This window comes from Saccharothrix tamanrassetensis (assembly GCF_014203665.1).
Lineage (GTDB): Bacteria > Actinomycetota > Actinomycetes > Mycobacteriales > Pseudonocardiaceae > Actinosynnema > Actinosynnema tamanrassetense.
This window is the reverse complement of the sequence record NZ_JACHJN010000001.1, coordinates 698,151-715,647: the sequence shown is the minus strand read 5'-3', so window position 1 is coordinate 715,647 and position 17,497 is coordinate 698,151. Positions and strand designations below refer to the sequence as shown.

Annotated in this window: 12 protein-coding genes and 3 pseudogenes; 14 read left to right on the top strand and 1 reads right to left on the bottom strand. The window is 71.1% G+C overall.

Features of this window, described 5'->3' with window-relative positions; translation table 11 throughout:
* Window positions 1-7: 7 nt before the first annotated feature.
* From FHS29_RS38615 to FHS29_RS02805, 14 genes and pseudogenes are all read left to right on the top strand, one after another.
* Window positions 8-1,351, top strand: a pseudogene (locus tag FHS29_RS38615) (DNA gyrase subunit A); the annotation flags it as partial.
* A gap of 12 nt (window positions 1,352-1,363) precedes the next feature.
* Window positions 1,364-2,245: pseudogene (locus FHS29_RS38610) on the top strand (LAGLIDADG family homing endonuclease); the annotation flags it as partial.
* A gap of 390 nt (window positions 2,246-2,635) precedes the next feature.
* Window positions 2,636-4,711 (top strand): annotated as a pseudogene (locus FHS29_RS38605) (DNA gyrase subunit A); the annotation flags it as partial.
* A gap of 15 nt (window positions 4,712-4,726) precedes the next feature.
* The gene (locus FHS29_RS37560) at window positions 4,727-4,858 is read left to right on the top strand and encodes a hypothetical protein (RefSeq protein ID WP_281391494.1); all 132 of its coding nucleotides are present in this window, start codon (window positions 4,727-4,729) and stop codon (window positions 4,856-4,858) included.
* Window positions 4,859-5,859: 1,001 nt separating this feature from the next.
* The gene (locus FHS29_RS02845) at window positions 5,860-6,771 is read left to right on the top strand and encodes an XRE family transcriptional regulator (protein ID WP_184687884.1); all 912 of its coding nucleotides are present in this window, start codon (window positions 5,860-5,862) and stop codon (window positions 6,769-6,771) included.
* Between the two features lie 500 nt (window positions 6,772-7,271).
* The gene (locus FHS29_RS02840; protein ID WP_184687882.1) at window positions 7,272-8,363 is read left to right on the top strand and encodes an LLM class flavin-dependent oxidoreductase; all 1,092 of its coding nucleotides are present in this window, start codon (window positions 7,272-7,274) and stop codon (window positions 8,361-8,363) included.
* The gene (locus FHS29_RS02835; protein WP_184687880.1) at window positions 8,360-8,953 is read left to right on the top strand and encodes an FMN reductase; all 594 of its coding nucleotides are present in this window, start codon (window positions 8,360-8,362) and stop codon (window positions 8,951-8,953) included. The genes FHS29_RS02840 and FHS29_RS02835 overlap by 4 nt, the downstream gene beginning before the upstream one ends.
* Window positions 8,954-9,032: 79 nt before the next feature.
* The gene (locus FHS29_RS02830; protein WP_184687878.1) at window positions 9,033-9,755 is read left to right on the top strand and encodes a GNAT family N-acetyltransferase; all 723 of its coding nucleotides are present in this window, start codon (window positions 9,033-9,035) and stop codon (window positions 9,753-9,755) included.
* 348 nt (window positions 9,756-10,103) lie between these two features.
* Window positions 10,104-10,967: an ATP phosphoribosyltransferase gene (gene hisG / locus FHS29_RS02825; RefSeq protein WP_184687876.1), complete on the top strand. Its 864-nt coding sequence runs from the start codon at window positions 10,104-10,106 to the stop codon at window positions 10,965-10,967.
* Window positions 10,968-11,141: 174 nt separating this feature from the next.
* Window positions 11,142-11,690, top strand: coding sequence for an NADPH-dependent FMN reductase (locus FHS29_RS02820; RefSeq protein ID WP_184687874.1), 549 nt, complete (start codon window positions 11,142-11,144; stop codon window positions 11,688-11,690).
* Complete coding sequence (locus tag FHS29_RS02815; RefSeq protein ID WP_184687872.1) at window positions 11,659-12,654, top strand: ATP-binding cassette domain-containing protein; 996 nt, start codon at window positions 11,659-11,661, stop codon at window positions 12,652-12,654. The genes FHS29_RS02820 and FHS29_RS02815 overlap by 32 nt, the downstream gene beginning before the upstream one ends.
* Window positions 12,651-13,493, top strand: a complete 843-nt coding sequence (locus FHS29_RS02810) for an ABC transporter permease (RefSeq protein WP_184687870.1) — start codon at window positions 12,651-12,653, stop codon at window positions 13,491-13,493. The genes FHS29_RS02815 and FHS29_RS02810 overlap by 4 nt, the downstream gene beginning before the upstream one ends.
* Window positions 13,494-13,754: 261 nt before the next feature.
* Window positions 13,755-13,877, top strand: coding sequence for a hypothetical protein (locus tag FHS29_RS37555; protein ID WP_281391493.1), 123 nt, complete (start codon window positions 13,755-13,757; stop codon window positions 13,875-13,877).
* Window positions 13,878-13,920: 43 nt separating this feature from the next.
* Window positions 13,921-14,235, top strand: a complete 315-nt coding sequence (locus FHS29_RS02805; protein ID WP_184687868.1) for a hypothetical protein — start codon at window positions 13,921-13,923, stop codon at window positions 14,233-14,235.
* 224 nt (window positions 14,236-14,459) lie between these two features.
* On the opposite strand, the gene FHS29_RS02800 is transcribed toward FHS29_RS02805, so the two are convergent.
* Entirely contained in the window at window positions 14,460-17,462 is a 3,003-nt protein-coding gene (locus FHS29_RS02800; protein ID WP_184687866.1) for an ATP-binding protein, read from the bottom strand.
* Between the last annotated feature and the right edge of the window lie 35 nt (window positions 17,463-17,497).

Here is a 17,497-nt window from a genome sequence, read left to right as displayed (position 1 = left end):
AGAAACAGTGGCTCGCCGCAAGACCCCCACGACCAGGGTCGACCCGTCCGCCTTCGACCGCGCGGGCGCGCAGGTGTTCGACAACTCGCTGACCGACGAGATGGAGGACTCGTACCTGGAGTACGCGTACTCGGTCATCCACTCGCGGGCGCTGCCGGACGCGCGGGACGGCCTCAAGCCGGTGCACCGCCGCATCCTGTTCTCGATGAACGAGCAGGGCTACCGGCCGACCAGCCCGTACGTCAAGTCCTCCCGCGTGGTCGGCGACTGCTTCGTGCGCGGCGCCCTGGTCTCCACCCCGGAGGGCCTGCGCCCGATCGAGGAGATCGAGGTCGGCGACCACGTGCTGGACCACGGCGGCCGGCCGGTCCGGGTGGTGGAGGCCTACCGGAACCCGGCCTCCGAACTGGTCCGGGTCACCTGGGCGAACGGCGACACCGTGCTGGTCACGCCCGGCCAGCGGTTCCGCACCGCCGACGGCGAGTGGACCGACGCCCGCGACCTGACCGGCCACCACACCGTCGGCTACGGCGCGGACCGGCACGCGGTGCTGGTCGCGGACGGCGGCGACGTGGCGGCGTACGTGCTGGGACTGGTCGCGGCCCGCGGCGTGGTCGACGGCCGGCGCGTGCACCTGACCATGACCCGCGCCGAACCGGTGGACACCGCGCACGGCTGGGCGATCAGCCGCGAGCTGACCGTGTCGCGCGACAAGTACGAGGGCGAGGACGGCGTGGACCGCCACGTCCTCACGTTCGAGCCGGACGACGCGCTGCTCACCGCCGTGCTGCGCACCCCGTCTGCCGTGCTGGCCGACCGCAGCCGCTGGACGCCGTTCCTGGCGGGCCTGTTCGACGCGTCCGGCCACGTCCACGACGGCCGGGAGATCGGCTTCACGGACACCGGCGACCACGTCTACGCGATGCTGGCCGACGCGGGCATCCGCGCCGAACGCGCCCCCGACGGCCTGTGGATCGCCGGCCGCCACGCGTCCGCGCTGGCCACCGCCCTGCTGCGCTGGGCGAAGACCGGCCACGACGCCCTGGTCGACGTCATCCGCACGGCCCGTACCGCCGACCGCCCGGACGCGATGTCGCTGTCCGAGGTCGTCGCCGTGCAGCCGGCCGCGCCGGACACCACCTACGACATCCAGGTGGACACCGACGAGCACGCGTTCGTGGTCGCGGGTCAGGTCGTGCACAACTGCATGGGCAAGTACCACCCGCACGGCGACACCGCCATCTACGACGCGATGGTCCGCCTGGCCCAGGACTTCTCCCTCAACACCCCGCTGGTCGACGGGCACGGCAACTTCGGATCCCCGGACGACGGACCGGCCGCCTCGCGCTACTGCGTCGTCGGTGACACCCGGATCCGCCTGGCCGACGGGTCGAGTCCGCGCATCGACGAGCTGGTGGACCTACCCGCCGATGCCGAGGCCGACGCCGATTTCGAGGTGTTGGACAAGGACGGCAAGGCGGTCCGGGTCGACAAGGTCTTCAACTCCGGCGTGCACCCGACGATCCGCATGACGACGAAGTCGGGCTTCTCGCTGCGCGGCAGCGAGAACCACCTGGTGCTGTGCCTGGAAGCCCCGATGGGGGTGCCGCTGTTCCAGTGGCGGCGGCTGGACGGGCTCCAGCCGGGTGCGGTCGTCGCGGTAGCCCGGAACGCCTGGTCACAGGTGGTGCCGACGGCGCGCGAGCACATGCTCGGTGTGCTGGGCGGCGCGTGGGTCTCCGAGGGGTTCGCCGGCGAGTCGCGAGCCGGGTTCAACAACACCGACGAGCACTTCTTCAACGAGGTCGTCCACGCCTACGACCAGGTCGTGGGTGGCCGGCGCTACCTGGCGGAGCGGCACACGAGGCGGGACCGGGAGCTCGTCCACGAACTGGACGTGCAAGAGCACGCAGGCGGCATGGCCGCGTTCCGCGCGAGCCCGCTCGCGGAGTTGATCGGTCACCAGTCCAGGTCGAAGTTCGTCCCCGAGTTCGTCTGGAAGGGCGGCTGGGGCGTCAAGCGGGCCTTCCTCATGGCCGCGTTCGAAGGCGACGGCGGCTGCCGTGCGGCCGACAACGGCTTCACGATCCAGTACTCGACCTACAGTGCCGTCCTGGCCGAGCAGATGCAGGAGCTGCTGGCCGAGTTCGGTGTCATCGCCGGACGGAAGCAGTACCGGCGGCCCAACGGATCGGTGGAACACCGGCTCGTCGTGTCCGGGCTGCGCAACGTCCGGGCGTTCGCCGAGCGGGTCGGATTCCTGAAGACGAAGCAGGCGAGGTTGAGCGCGCTGCTCGGCCACTCGCCACTGCGCCCACACCGGTTGAGCTCGGACCACGTGCCGTTCGTCGCCGACTACGTCCGCCGGGCGCTCGACTTCGACCGCCGCGGCAGCGGCCGGAAGTGGCTCACCACCCACAACTTCGACCGCGTGGAACGGTGGGAGTCGGAGCGCCTGCGGATCATCGACCGCATCAAGGACACCGAGGTGCTCGCGACGATCCTGCCGATCATGGACTCCGGGTACCGCTTCGAGACCGTGGCCTCGGTCGAGGCGGCCGAGCCCGCGCAGGTGTACTCCGTCCGTGTCCAGTCGGAGGACCACTCGTTCCTGGCTGGCGGGTTCGTCAACCACAACACCGAAGCCCGCATGTCGCCGGCCGCGATGCTGCTGGTCGGCGAGCTGGACGAGGACACCGTCGACTTCCGCCCGAACTACGACGGCTCCCTCCAGGAGCCCTCGGTGCTGCCCGCCGCGTTCCCGAACCTGCTGGTCAACGGCACGTCCGGGATCGCGGTCGGGATGGCGACGAACATGATCCCGCACAACCTGGGCGAGGTGGTGGCCGCCGCGCGCTGGTTGGTCACCCACCCGGACGCGTCGCTGGACAAGCTGATGGAGTTCATCCCCGGCCCGGACCTGCCGACCGGCGGGGTGCTGCTGGGGCTGGACGAGGTGCGCAAGGCCTACGAGACCGGCCGCGGTGTGGTGCGGATGCGGGCGAAGGTGGAGACCGGACCGCTGGAGGGCAGCCGGGGCCGGCAGGCGATCACGGTGACCGAGCTGCCCTACGGCGTCGGGCCGGAGAAGATCATCGAGAAGATCACCGACGAGGTCACCAAGTCCAAGCGGCTGACCGGCATCGCCGACGTCAAGGACCTGACCGACCGCGAGAACGGCACGCGGGTGGTGATCGAGTGCAAGGTCGGGGTGAACCCGCAGGCGCTCCTGGCCGACCTGTACCGGCTGACCCCGATGGAGCAGTCGTTCGGCATCAACAACCTGGTGCTGGTCGAGGGCCAGCCGCGCACGTTGGGCCTCAAGGCGCTGCTGGAGGTGTTCCTGGCGCACCGGTACGACGTGGTCACCCGCCGCACGCGGTACCGCCGCCGCAAGCGCGAGGACCGGCTGCACCTGGTCGAGGGCCTGCTCAAGGCGCTGCTCGACATCGACAAGGTGATCAAGCTGATCCGGGGCAGCGAGAACGCCCAGGCCGCGAAGGAAGGCCTGATGAAGGCGTTCAAGCTCTCGGAGATCCAGGCGACCTACATCCTGGACACGCCGCTGCGCCGGCTCACCCGGTACGACGCGATCGAGCTGGAGGCCGAGCAGGAGCGGCTGCGCAACGAGATCGCCGAGCTGTCCAAGATCCTGGACGACGAGCGCGAGCTGAAGAAGGTGGTGTCCGCCGAGCTGGCGAAGGTGGCCAAGGAGCTCCAGTACGAGCGCCGCACCGTGCTGCTCGACGGCGACCTGAAGGAGGTGCTGGCCGCGTCCAAGCCGGCCGGGCCGCTGGAGGTCGCGGACGACCCGTGCCAGGTGGTGCTGTCCGCGACGGGGCTGGTGGCGCGCACCGCCGCCGAGTCGGAGGAGGCTTCGGAGGCGCGCAGGCGCAACGGCCGCATCAAGCACGACGCGGTGGCGGCCGTCGTCCACACGACGGCGCGCGGTCAGGTGCTGCTGGTGACCAACCGGGGGCGGGCGTTCAAGACCGACGTGCTGCCGCTGCCGGTGCTGCCGGAGCAGAGCGGCACGGTGTCGTTGAGCGGAGGCATGGCGGCGAGCGAGCTGGTGGACCTGGAGAAGGGCGAGAAGGTCATCGGCATCGCGCCGCTGTCCGACACCGGGTCGCCGGGCCTGGCGCTGGGCACCCGGCAGGGCGTGGTGAAGGTGTGCGCGCCGGAGTGGCCGGTGCGGTCGGACGAGTTCGAGGTGATCAGCCTCAAGGACGGTGACGAGCTGGTCGGCGCGACCTGGCTGGGCAGCGCGGAGGAGACGCTGGTCTTCGTGTCGTCGGAGGCTTCGCTGCTGCGCTACAGCGCTGCGCTGGTGCGCCCGCAGGGCTTGAAGGGCGGCGGCATGGCGGGCATCAACCTGCCGGGTGACGCGCGGGTGGTGTTCTTCGGCGCGGTGCGGACCGACGACGACGAGCACGGCGAGCCGATGGTCGTCACGTCCACCGGCCAGAGCGTGAAGGTGACACCGTTCGCGGAGTACCCGGCGAAGGGCCGGGCGACCGGCGGCGTGCGGGCGCACCGGTTCCTGAAGGGCGAGAGCGGCCTGGTGCTGGCGTGGGTCGGTCCGCGGCCGGCCGGTGCGGCGGACAACGGTGCGCCGGTGGAGCTGCCCGCGGTGGAGAACCGCCGGGACGGCTCCGGGCACGCGCACCCCGGTCCGGACGTGGTGGGGCACCTCGTCGAACGGAGCTGAGGACCGCACCGGTCGATGTCCGAAGGCGAGCCCGCCTTCTGCCCGCCCGCCTCCTGGACCGTGGAAGCGTTGCGGCAGGCCGGTTTCCGCACGCCGAAGTGGTGTGGCGGCGGGGCGACAGCGCTGTGGTGGTCGCCCCGCCGCTGAACCGCGCCCGGCGAGGGCCTGCACGACCCGTTCGCCGCCGACACCGAACGGCTCGCCCGTCACACTGGGGCGGCTCGGCGGGTGGCCCGCCGACCCGGTACTGCGGCAACCTGGCCTTCCCGGCCCGCGCACGGCGACTGCGGCCGATCTGAAAGCCGCCGGAATCCGCCATTTCGGCTCGCCCAACCTGCCGTTCTTCGCGCGATCGAAACACGGCGCCGTGGGTTTCCCGTATCAGCCGTGCAGCGACGATGTGCCGATCGCGTGGGCACCGGGCGAGGAATCGGGTGAAATATGCCTCTTGCCGGCTTCGAGGGTCTATCTGAACTGCCACTCGGGCGAGCGCAGAGCCGTGGCCGGCTCGACCCGCAGGGTGCAGGAGGACCTGTTGCACCGCTCCGCCCGTCCGGAGCGGATGACGACAGTCCACCCGGGAGGGAATCTCGCCGATCCGCGGAAAGCCTGGCGGGCAATGGATCGCGACCGCCGACCTGACCACCGAGGGGCGTCGCCGAAGCGGGCCTGCGCGTGGTGCGGGGTGCGCTACCGGTCTGATGCCCAACGCGGCGGCGGCGTTCCGCTACCCCGGTGTCCCTCGCTGGGGTGACACCGCCTCCCTCTCCTCGACCCGCGCCGTTCCCGTGATCGCTCTCCCGAAGCCCGGCAGACCGTCGACGCCGCCGGTGGACCCGCCGGTCGCGCTACCCCTATCGGCCGTTGAGCCGACAGGACCTCAGCGCCCTGCTCCACTATTCGGACGGTTCGCCCGCCGCGCCCGCACCGTGACCGTCCTAATCGGAACTCCGCTGCCGGGCCGTCGCCGGGTTCCACGACGACCCGGTAAAGCCCTTGTCAGGGGCGGAGAACGGGATGTCCCACCGGCCTTTTCGTGGTCGGCCAGTCGGCCCCGACCGGCATCCGGGCACAGAAAGTGGTCATCAGGCCATTCCCCCGGAACCGTTCGCGCAATACCGTTGTGCGGGCAGCAAGGGGGAGTTGCTATGGACACAGCGAGAACGGACACATTCGCCGGGGCCTTACGGGCCGCCATCGCGGAGCGCGGACTGGGACTGGAGCGCATCCGGGAGCACCTGGCGCAACACGGCGTGAAGGTCAGCCTGGCGACCTTGAGCTACTGGCAGTCCGGGCGCAGCCGCCCGGAACGCCGGTCGTCACTGGCCGCCATCGGCCACTTGGAGGAGATACTGGCCCTACCCGACGGATACCTGGCGAGCCTGCTGGGACCGCCCCGGCCGCGCGGCCGGTGGCTCAAGCGGGTGCCCGCCCAGCCGATGCCGATCAGCGCCCTGTGGCCGGAACCGGACCAGGTCGACTGGGCCGTCCGGCAGGTGGACACCAGCTGGGACGGCCGGCTGACCCGGCTGAGCCAACACGACTTCGTCACCGTGGGGCCGGACCGGGGCGAACGCGCCATCCGCTCCCGGCACGTGCTGCGGGCGGAGGCAGACGGCGCGGACCGCTGGGTGGTCATCGCGCAGGTCGACCAGCCGGACCGGCAGCTGCCGGTGCTCAGGCCGTTGCGGCACTGCACGGTGGGCCGGCTGGTCGCCCACCCCGAAGCCGGCCTGGTGGTGGCGGAACTGCTGTTCGACCGGACTCTGTGCCGGGGCGACAGCATCGTGATCGAGCACGAACTGGTGAACCGGCCGCCGTACCCGCCGGCCACCGACTGCGGCCGGAAGTTCCGGCTGCCGGTGCGGGAATACGTGCTGGAAATCGCGTTCGACCCATCGGTGCGCCCGGTGGAATGCGTTCAGTACCGCCGGTCAGACGGGCAGGGAGAAACCGTCCGCCCGGTCGAGGTGGACACCGGCGGTGCATTGTTGGGCGTGGCGCTCGACATCGGTCCGGGCAGTTACGGATTCCGCTGGAAATGGCCTGACGGGCGCTGACGGACCTCGCCGCACGGCGCAGGGTCGGGGTCGCCCAGGCCAGGGCGACCCCGACCGGCAGCAGCGCGACACCCGGCGGCGAGGCCGGCCCGCGGACCGGCGAGCACCGCCGCCGAACCGGCCGGCGCCGCGGCGACCGGCGTCAGCGCGCGGACGACCGGTGCTGCCCCGGAAAGCGCAGCCCGGAGCCGATGTCGCCGGCCAGCGTCGGTGTGCGGTGTGGACAGTGCACTGTGGATGGAGCGGATCAGCATGGCCGAGCCGGCGGCGGTGACCACGTTGACCGCCAACAGGTTCGCCGGGGCGACGGTCGCCTCGCCATGCGATTGGACATCACGTTCAGACGACAACCGGTCGGACGGCCTCCGGTGACCTGTGTCACCCACCTCGGCGTGGTCCGTGCCACCCGGCGACGGCGGAATAGCGGCGGACCGGGTACCGTTCTGATAGTTGACAGTTCAATTACCTGGTGGGCCAGCCACCGGACCCGAGGAGCGGCCATGCAGTTCGGTGTCTTCACCGTCGGCGACGTGACGCCCGACCCCACGACGGGCCGGACGCCGACCGAGGCCGAGCGCATCAAGGCCATGGTGGCGATCGCGCTGAAGGCCGAGGAGGTCGGCCTGGACGTGTTCGCCACCGGCGAGCACCACAATCCGCCGTTCGTGCCGTCCTCGCCCACCACCATGCTCGGCTACATCGCCGCGCGCACCGAGCGGTTGGTCCTGTCCACCGCCACCACGCTGATCACCACGAACGACCCGGTGAAGATCGCCGAGGACTTCGCGATGCTCCAGCACCTGGCGGACGGCCGGGTCGACCTGATGATGGGGCGCGGCAACACCGGGCCGGTGTACCCGTGGTTCGGCAAGGACATCCGCGACGGCATCGACCTGGCCATCGAGAACTACCACCTGCTGCACCGGTTGTGGCGGGAGGACGTGGTGGACTGGGAGGGCAGGCACCGCACGCCGTTGCAGTCCTTCACCTCGACGCCCAGGCCGCTGGACGGCGTGCCGCCGTTCGTCTGGCACGGCTCGATCCGCAGCCCGGAGATCGCCGAGCAGGCCGCCTACTACGGCGACGGCTTCTTCGCGAACAACATCTTCTGGCCCAAGGAGCACTTCATCCGGCTGATCAACCTGTACCGGGAGCGCTACGAGCACTACGGGCACGGGTCCGCCGGGCAGGCCGTCGTCGGCCTCGGCGGTCAGGTCTTCATGCGCCGCAACTCGCAGGACGCGGTGCGCGAGTTCCGCCCGTACTTCGACAACGCGCCGGTCTACGGCCACGGCCCGTCCCTGGAGGACTTCACCTCGCAGACGCCGCTGACCGTGGGCAGCCCGCAGGAGGTCGTCGAGAAGACGCTGTCGTTCCGGCAGCACTTCGGCGACTACCAGCGCCAGCTGTTCCTGGTGGACCACGCCGGCCTGCCGCTGAAGACGGTGCTGGAGCAGCTGGACCTGCTCGGCGAGATCGTGCCGGTGCTGCGCCGCGAGTTCGCGGCCGGCCGCCCGGCCGAGGTGCCGGACGCCCCGACGCACGCCTCGCTGCGGCAGGCCGCCGCGCAGCGGAAGGCCGAGGTCCGATGACCACGATCGCCGTGGTGTCGGCCGGGTTGAGCGAGCCGTCGTCCAGCCACCTGCTGGCCGACCGGCTCGCCGCCGGGGTCGGCGCCGTGCTGCCGGTGGAGGTGCGGACGGTGCACCTGCGCGATGTCGCGCGGGACGTGGCCGACAACCTCGTGACCGGGTTCCCGAGCGCCCGGTTGAAGGCCGTGGTGGACGACGTCGTGGGAGCCGACGGGCTGATCGCGGTGACACCGACCTTCAACGCCTCGTACAGCGGGCTGTTCAAGTCCTTCGTCGACGTGCTGGAGCCGGAGTCGTTGGCGGGCAAGCCGGTGCTGATCGGTGCGACGGGCGGGACGGAGCGGCACTCCCTCGTGCTCGACTACGCCCTGCGGCCCTTGTTCGCCTACCTGAAGGCGGACGTCGTCCCGACCGGCGTGTACGCGGCGTCTTCGGACTGGGGTTCGCCCCAGGGGCTGTCGGACCGGATCGACCGTGCGTCCGCCGAGCTGGCGGGGCTGCTCGCGGGCCGTGCACCGGCCGCGCCAGTCGACAAGTTCGCCGACGTGGTGCCGTTCGACCAGCTGCTGGCCGGCAAGCGGCACAGCTGAGAGCCGGCAGGGCGAGTTCGACCACGCACCCGCGCTATCGGGTGGTCGGACCGTCCTGTCGCGTCATATGGTCCGGATCATGACGGCTGTCGCCCCCGCGTCCCTCCGACTCGCCACGCGCAACGCCGAGGTCCTCCTGGCCGCGCTCGCCCGCACCCGTGGTCAGGAGCTGGTCCGGAGGCCGGGTTTCGTCGCGATGAACGGCCCGGGGTTGCTGCGGGTGCTGCTCCTCGGCCCGGACCCGGCGGCGGACGACGTCGCCGAGATCTCCCGGCTGGTGGCCGAGGCCGAGGGCCGGACCACGGTCGAAGACCCGTTCGGCACCGTTGACGGCACCCCGTGGCCGCTCGTGCCACGGCAGTTGCCGGTGATGATCCGGCAGCCCTCCCCGTTGCCCGATCCGGAGCTGGACGTCACGCGCGTCACCACCGCCGAAGAACTCGCCGTCGCGGAACGAACGGTGCTCGACGGCTTCCCGCTGCCGGGCTTCGCCCCGGGCGAGGCGTTCCCACCCGCGTTGTTCGAGGACGACACCGCCCGGATGCACATCGCCCGCCGCGACGGCGCGGTGGCGGGTGCGTGTGTGACCGTCCTGGACGAGTCGGCCGCCGGCGTGTACTGGGTGACCACCCTGCCCGAGCACCGATCGCGCGGCGTCGGCCGGGCGTTGATGCACCAGGTGCTCAACGAGGTCACCGACAGGCCGATGACGCTGTCCGCCGCCGTGGCGGGCAAGCCGCTGTACGACTCGCTCGGCTTCGCCACCACCGCCGTCGCGACTTGGTGGTCGACCCCGGCCTGAGGTCGCCGGGCAAGTCGACGCGAAGGCGTCGGATCCGGTGCCGGTCCGGCCGGCGGTAAGCGTCGAGCAGCTCGTGCGCGTCCTCTCGTTCGAATAGCGGCGAATAGTCCGAAGTGTTTTCGGATCCGCCGAGCCGGTGCCGTCGGGACAATTCCGGCGGCCGGCCGCGAATCCGGGCGCGTCGCACCGGAAAGGCCCTGTCTTCGCCGTCCGACGGGCCCGTGCGACACGCCGGCGGATCGGTGCGGGTGGCCGCGGATGTCGGACGACCGGCCCCGTTCCAATACGTGGGACACGAGGTCGGCCCCAGGTCAGGGCATCCGGGGACGGTGTGGGAGACTTCGCGGCATGGCTCCTCTTCGCTTCGCCCTGCCCAACAAGGGCTCGTTGAGTGCTCCCGCGGCGCAAATGCTGTCCGAAGCGGGGTACCGGGTCCATCGGTCCGGGCGCGAGCTGATCGTGGCCGACCCGGCGAATGATGTGCAGTTCTTTTTCCTGCGCCCGCGGGACATCGCGGTGTACGTCGGTGAAGGCTCGTTGGACGTCGGCATCACCGGTCGGGATCTGCTGCTCGATTCCACCGTGTCCGCGAAGGAAATCCTCCCGTTGGGCTTCGGCAAGGCGTCGTTCTACTTCGCCTCCAAGCCCGGTGGCATCACCGACGCGGCGGGGCTGGAGGGCACCCGCATCGCCACCAGCTACCCGAACCTGGTGGAGAACCACCTGTCCGAGCACGGCATCAAGGCCAAGCTCGTGCGGCTGGACGGGGCGGTCGAGACGGCCGTGGAACTGGGCGTGGCGGACGCCATCGCGGACGTGGTGGAAACCGGGATCACGCTGAAGACGTCGGGGCTGGAGACGTTCGGCAAGCCGATCCTGAAGTCCGAGGCCGTGCTGATCCAGGGTGACACGGTGGAGGAGACCCCGGCCGCGGTCCGCTCGGTCGAGATCCTGCACCGGCGGTTGCAGGGCGTGCTGATCGCCCGCCGGTACGTGATCCTGGACTTCGACTGCCCGACATCCGCGCAGGAAGAGGCCTTCCGGCTGGTGCCGGGCATCGAGTCGCCCACGGTGTCGCCGCTGGCCCGGGAGGGCTGGGTGGCCGTCCGGTCCCTGGTGCCCAGGGACGACGCGCCGTTCATCATGGACGAGCTGTGGCGGGTGGGGGCGCGCGCCATCCTGGTGAGCTCGCTGGACACCTGCCGGATCTGACCTCCGCCGATCTTCGGGGCGGCTCGCCGGGAAGACCCGGTGAGCCGCCCTTTTTGCCGTGGGCACGACCGCACGCACCGCGACTCGCGGGTCGGCCGCCCGCACCCCCGCTAGATCCGGCCTAGCGGCCGACTGGCAGCCCTCTCGCGCCTAAGAGGTGTGAGGGGGTGTCGGATGGAACAGTTGCGGATCGCCGTGATCGTCGGCAGCACCCGCCAAGGCCGGGTCGGGGACGGGGTCGGGCGGTGGGTCGCCGAGGTGGCCGGGGCGCGACCGGACACCGAGGTCGGGTTGGTGGACCTGGGGGACTACGACTTCCCGCCGTGCTACCCGGACCAGCCGACGGCCGCGATGCGCCGGTTCGTCGCCCGGATCGGGTGGGCCGACGGGTTCGTCGTGGTCACGCCCGAGTACAACCGCAGCTTCCCCGCCTCGCTCAAGCAGGCGATCGACTACGCCTACGACGAGTGGCACGCCAAACCCGCCGGGTTCGTCTCCTACGGCTACCGCTCCGAGGGGATCTACGCGGTCGAGCAGCTCCGGACGGTTTTCACCGAACTGCACGTCATGACGATGCGCAACGGCGTGGGCGTCAACCTGCTCGACGACGACCCGCTGGACACCGAGCGCCGTCGGCAGGCGGCCACCGCGATGCTCGACCAGCTGACCTGGTGGGCGGCCGCGTTGCGCGATGCGCGACGCGAACGGCCCTACGTCTCGTGAGAAAGGAAGAACCCAAGTGAACGCGATCGAAACGTCGGGACTGGTGAAGATCTTCGGCGACACCCGCGCGGTGGACGGTGTCGACCTCGCCGTGCCCGCCGGGACCGTGTACGGACTGCTCGGGCCCAACGGCGCGGGCAAGACGACCACGGTCAAGATGCTGGCCACACTGCTGCGACCCGACGACGGGCAGGCGCTGGTGTTCGGTCACGACGTGCGCGCCGACCCGGACGCCGTGCGCCGACTGGTCAGCCTCACCGGTCAGTACGCGTCCGTCGACGAGGACCTGACCGGCACCGAGAACCTGGTGCTGCTCGGCAGGCTCACCGGCCACTCCCGCGCGCACGCCAAGGAGCGCGCGGCCCAGCTGCTGGACGCGTTCGGGCTGACCGAGGCCGCCGGCAAGCAGGTCAAGCACTACTCGGGCGGTATGCGGCGGCGGCTGGACATCGCGGCCAGCATCCTCAACACGCCGCAGCTGCTGTTCCTGGACGAGCCGACCACCGGCTTGGACCCGCGCAGTCGCAACCAGGTGTGGGACATCGTGCGGGCGGTCGTCGCGCACGGCACCACCGTGCTGCTGACCACGCAGTACCTGGACGAGGCGGACCAGCTCGCGTCTCGCATCGCGGTCATCGACCACGGCCGGGTGATCGCCGAGGGCACGAAGGGGGAGCTGAAGGCGTCCGTCGGGGTCGGCGCGGTGCACCTGCGGCTGCGCGACGCCCACCAGCGGGCCGAGGCGCAGGCGGTGCTCTCGCGGGTGCTCGACGCGGACGTGCAGCTCGACTCGGACCCGGTGGCGCTGACCGCCCGGCTGTCCGGGAGGGCCACCGAGCAGGCCGCCGAGGCGCTGGCGCAGCTGGCCCGCGAAGGCATCACCGTGGACAACTTCTCCCTCGGCCAGCCCAGCCTGGACGAGGTCTTCCTGGCCCTGACCGACAAGAAGGAGGCGGCGGCATGACCGTCACCAAGGAGCCCGAGGCCCTGGCGGCGCCCAAGCCGGAGGACCTGGCGGCCCTGCTGCTGGAATCCCACCGGCCCCCGCGCCCGAGCGCGCTCTCCGTGTCGCTGACCTTCGGGTGGCGCGCGGTGCTGAAGATCAAGCACGTGCCGGAGCAGCTGTTCGACGTCACCGCGTTCCCGGTGATGATGATCCTGATGTTCACCTACCTGTTCGGCGGCGCGCTGGCCGGCTCGCCGGGGGAGTACCTCCAGTACCTGCTGCCCGGCGTCACGGTGACCAGCGTCGTGATGATCACCATGTACACCGGCGTGTCGGTGAACACCGACATCGAGAAGGGCGTGTTCGACCGGTTCCGGACGCTGCCGATCTGGCGTCCCGCGCCGATGGTCGGCTACATCCTGGGCGACCTGCTGCGGTACGTGCTGGCGTCCACCACGATCGTCCTCGTCGGTCTGATCCTCGGGTTCCGCCCCGAGGGCGGGCTGGTCGGTGTGGTGCTCGGGGTGGCGGTGCTGGTGGCGTTCTCGTTCGCGTTCTCCTGGGTCTGGACCATGTTCGGGTTGCTGCTGCGCAGCGAGAAGTCCGTGATGGGCGTCAGCATGATGGTGCTGTTCCCGCTGACGTTCCTGTCCAACGTGTACGTCAACCCGGGCACCATGCCGGGCTGGCTCCAGTCCTTCGTCAACGTCAACCCGATCAGCAAGCTGGTGGACGCGGTGCGGGCGCTGATGGCCGGCGGGTTCAACGGTCAGGCGATGCTGTGGACGCTGGGCTACGCCATCCTGTTCACCGTCGTCTTCGGCACCTGGACCATGCGGCTCTACAACCGGAAGTGACTGGCGGCTGAGTCGAACCTGACCGGTTGACCCTTGTGTTTGTGTAGCCGAGAGAATGTCTGTCCTATGTGTCCTGTGAGTCCGGTGCTTTGATGGTTGTCTCGTACCGGATTCGTACCGGCAGACCTTGGTCCACCGGTATGCCGGCCTGACACACTGACGCGGAGGCCGCGCCCAGCAGCTCTGGGCGCGGCCTCTTGATGTCGGGTCAGCCGTCGAACCGGCCGTGGCGGACTCAGCCCTGCTGGTGGTGCCACCCTCGTGATCGCCATCGGCAGCCAGACCGGAGATCACCGGGTGGCCGTCATTGCGAGCCGTGTGGCCGAGGACCTGTTGAACATGGGCTGGAGGTTCGCCTGCGCCACCTGTAACGACGACGGGTAGCGGTCCGAATCTCCATCTAGAACAGCGCCACGAGGAGGCCAACGTGTCCGAGTCGGAGATCGAGCCGGCGTTCGATCCGTTCAAGAATCCCCACTCGGGCGCGGGAACCGGTCCAGCCTGGACCACCGACTACGTCCATGCCTCCATCCACCGTATCCGGTCCTCGCCGACCGTCGAGCAGGCGATTGCCCAGGCGGCGGTGGAGCAGGTGGTGGTGCTCCACTCGATCCGCCGGCTGCTGGTGTGGACGCTGGTGATCATCCCGACGCTGGCGCTGGCGCTGGGCATCGTGCTCGTCGTGTTGGACAGCAGCTCAGGCTCGTCGTCGAGTTGCGGGATCTACTCCACCCGCTGCTGAGCTGGCCCGCAGATCACGACGAGAGGCCCCGCCCACCTGTGAAGGGTGAGCGGAAGTCGAGCGGTTCCCGCCTGTGGTGCAGGCGGTGAAGGACCTCACCAGCCCGAGCAGACTCAGAGTGTGCGAGGTCGTGTTCGTGTTCACCGGATGTACCGGTTCGTAGCGGCTGATCTCGGGTAGGGGGTTGGACGCTGGTCGGAGGGCTGGCCCATATCCAGGAACCACTACAACCGGAAGTGGTCCTGTCCTGAGTAGACGCACGTCGACCCGGTCGACACGTGTTCCCGCAAGTGGGACGCGAGACCGGGGTGGCGTGCGTCCAGCTTCCGCAGCGTGTCCCGGATCCTGGCGGTCACCGTCTTGCGGGCTCGTTCGGCCTCGTCGCCCAGGCGGCGGGTGCGGCCGGCCAGCCCAGCCGCGGAGCGGAGTTCCTCCAGCAGCGCCGCGCGTTCCCGGTCCAACGCCGCCGCGCGCGAGTCGTCGTGGGCGTGGTCGATCTCCTCGTCCAGCTCCGCCAGGCGACGGCGGTAGGCGGCCTTGGCCTCGTCGTCCAGGATCGGGTCGCCACCCAGGCGGGCCGACGGCACGGCTTCCGGGTCCAGCAGGGAGACCGCCGGAACCGGGATGCCGGGGCTGCTCAACAGCACGTGCAGGTCGCGCAGCCCCTTCGAGTCCGGCATCCGCGCGGTGGAACCGTTGTAGGACAACGACCACACGTCGCCGTCGCGGCGGAACTCGTTGGCCGACCGGTGATCCGCCAGGTGGCGCATGCCCAGGCTCGCGGCGTCGCGGGTCACCTCGGCGGACAGCGAGGCGGAAGGCGAACCCTGGGCGCGCAGGGCGTCCGCGAGGTGCCGGCGTGCCTCCACGGCCCACGGGCGGGACCGCATCAGCTCGGCCGAGCTGTGCGCGGCGGTCAGTTCCGCCACGGCCTCGTCGCAGCGCCCGAGCGTCAGGTCCACCAAGCCGAGCCAGAGGTCGACCGGCCCCCCGATGTCGCAGCCGTACAGCGACACCAGCCACTGGCCCCGGTGCGGCGCGAGTTCCGCGCGCATCGTCTCCGCCATCCCCCGATCGCCGGTGGCGTAGGCGAAATGGGCTCGGAAACGCTGCCACAGGGGCTCGAACATCCGCTGGAAGCGGTCGTCGCCCGGGTTGTACGACGCCAGGTGCAGGCGTGCCGCGTCGGTGTCGCCCCGGGACAGCGCGGTGATCCCGAGCAGCAGACCGGGATACGGGTAGTCCGCCAGGTCGAGCTTGTCGATCTCGTCGTACCTGCCCTGGAGCTGCCACAACGCCCACCACAGGTGCACGTGCATCATGTAGAACCCGGTGTGGTCGCCCGCGCCCAGCGACTCCGCCCGCGCCATCAGCGCTTCCGCCTCGGTGAACCGGCCGCGGAACGCGGCGATGATGCTCTGGTCGATCGCCGACGCGAAGGTGAACCGCGGCATCCCCCAGTTGTCCGACTTCGTCACGAACGACTGCAACTGGTCCAGGTAGCGCGGGTCGCCGAGTTCCAGCAGCGCCACCCAGCGCAGCGACGCCGCGAAGCTCTCCGAGCTGTGGTCGGACCGGCGCCGGGCCAGTTCGGTCAGCTCCTCGGTCAGCGCCAGGCGGTGCGCCGCGGTCCCCAGCCCCCACGTGGTGTCGTGCGCCGCCCACAGGCCGTCGGCCAGCGCGTCGTCGTCCTGGCCGTTGCGGGCGAGGTCGGCCACCCGGACGCTCAGGCTGCGCGCCAGCACGTCGGCGGGCTCGTCGGGCGGCGGGCCGATCAGCCGGGCGTGCGCGTCGCGCAGCAGGGCCAGGCCGGTCTCGTCGAGGTCGGCGAAGCGGTACCTGGTCAGCGCGGCGCGGGCGAGCGCCTCCGGGTCGTCCAGTTCGCGGGCCAGGTCGACGGCGGCGGTGAAGTGGGTGGCGGAGTCGCCGGGGTCGCCGCAGTGGAACAGCTCCATCGCCAGCTGCATCTCCAGGCGCATCCGGCGGTGCCGCGAGGTCGAGCGCTCCAGGGCGCGGCGGAGGTGGCCGGCGGCTTCCTCCACCGCCATCCGGCTGTTCGCGTCGCGCGCGGCGGCCACCAGCAGCTCCACCACCTGCTCCTCGGGCAGCCGGTCGCCCGCCAGGTAGGCGTGCCGCGCCAGGTCGGCGGGGATCGCCTGGCCCGCCAGGTCGCCGGCCAGCGCCTCCACCACGGCCGTGTGCCGGACGCCGACGTCGTCCAGCGAGCTGTACAGGGTCTCGCGCACCAGGTCGTGCGCGAACGAGAAGCGGCCCGCGCCCAGCGCCTGCACCAGCCGGGCCTGCGCGGCCTGGTCGAGCAGGCGGTCGACGTGCGGCACGGGCAGCGCGGCGGTGGCGGCGAGCACCTGGCGGTGGAACTCGCGGCCCAGCACGGCCGCCGTGGTGAGCAGCGCGCCGACCGGCTCGGGCAGCAGGGAGAGCCTGCGCTGCAGCGCGTCCCGCACGCCGGGCGCGATGGCGGTCACCGGGTTGCCGCTCTGCCACAGCCGGGCGGTCTGCTCCACGAAGAACGGGTTGCCGCCGGTCCGCTGGTGCACGGCGGCGACCAGCGCGTCGTCCGGCGCGCGGCCCGCGGTGCTCGCCATCAGCTCGCCGACCTCGGCCACCGACAGCCCGGTGAGCGTCACCGAGGTGGCCCGGCTGACCAGCGGGCTCATCAGCGGCCGCAACGGGTGGCCGTCCGCCGCCACCTCGGCGTCCCGGTAAGTGCCGACCAGCAGCACCCGTTCGAACCAGGTGTGCTGGGCGGCGAACTCCAGCAGCCTCAGCGACGCGATGTCCGCCCAGTGCAGGTCTTCCAGCACCACCACGACCGGCCGCTGCTGCGACACCGCGACCAGCGCGGACGTCACGGCGTCGGACAGCGGGAAGCTCTCCGGTGCCCGGGTGGCGGGCGCTTCGCCGAGCAGCACGGCCAGTTGCTCCCGGTCGACCGACGCCCACTCCTCGGGGACGGCGGCCCGGCGCAGCGCGCGCACCACCTGCACCCACGGCCAGTAGCCGGGTGCGGTGTCGGAGTCCCAGCACGAGCCGCCCAGCACCAGCGCGCCCTGCCGGCGGGCCTCCTCGGCCGCACCGGTCACCAGCGTGGTCTTGCCGATGCCGGGTTCGCCGGCCACCAGGACCAGACCGCCGTGGCTCTGCGCCGCGCGGTCGATCTCGGTGCGCAGCACCGCCCTCGGGTGGTCCCGTCCGATGAGTCGCATGACAGCACCGAACTTAGCCCATCCGAGTGGCGAAA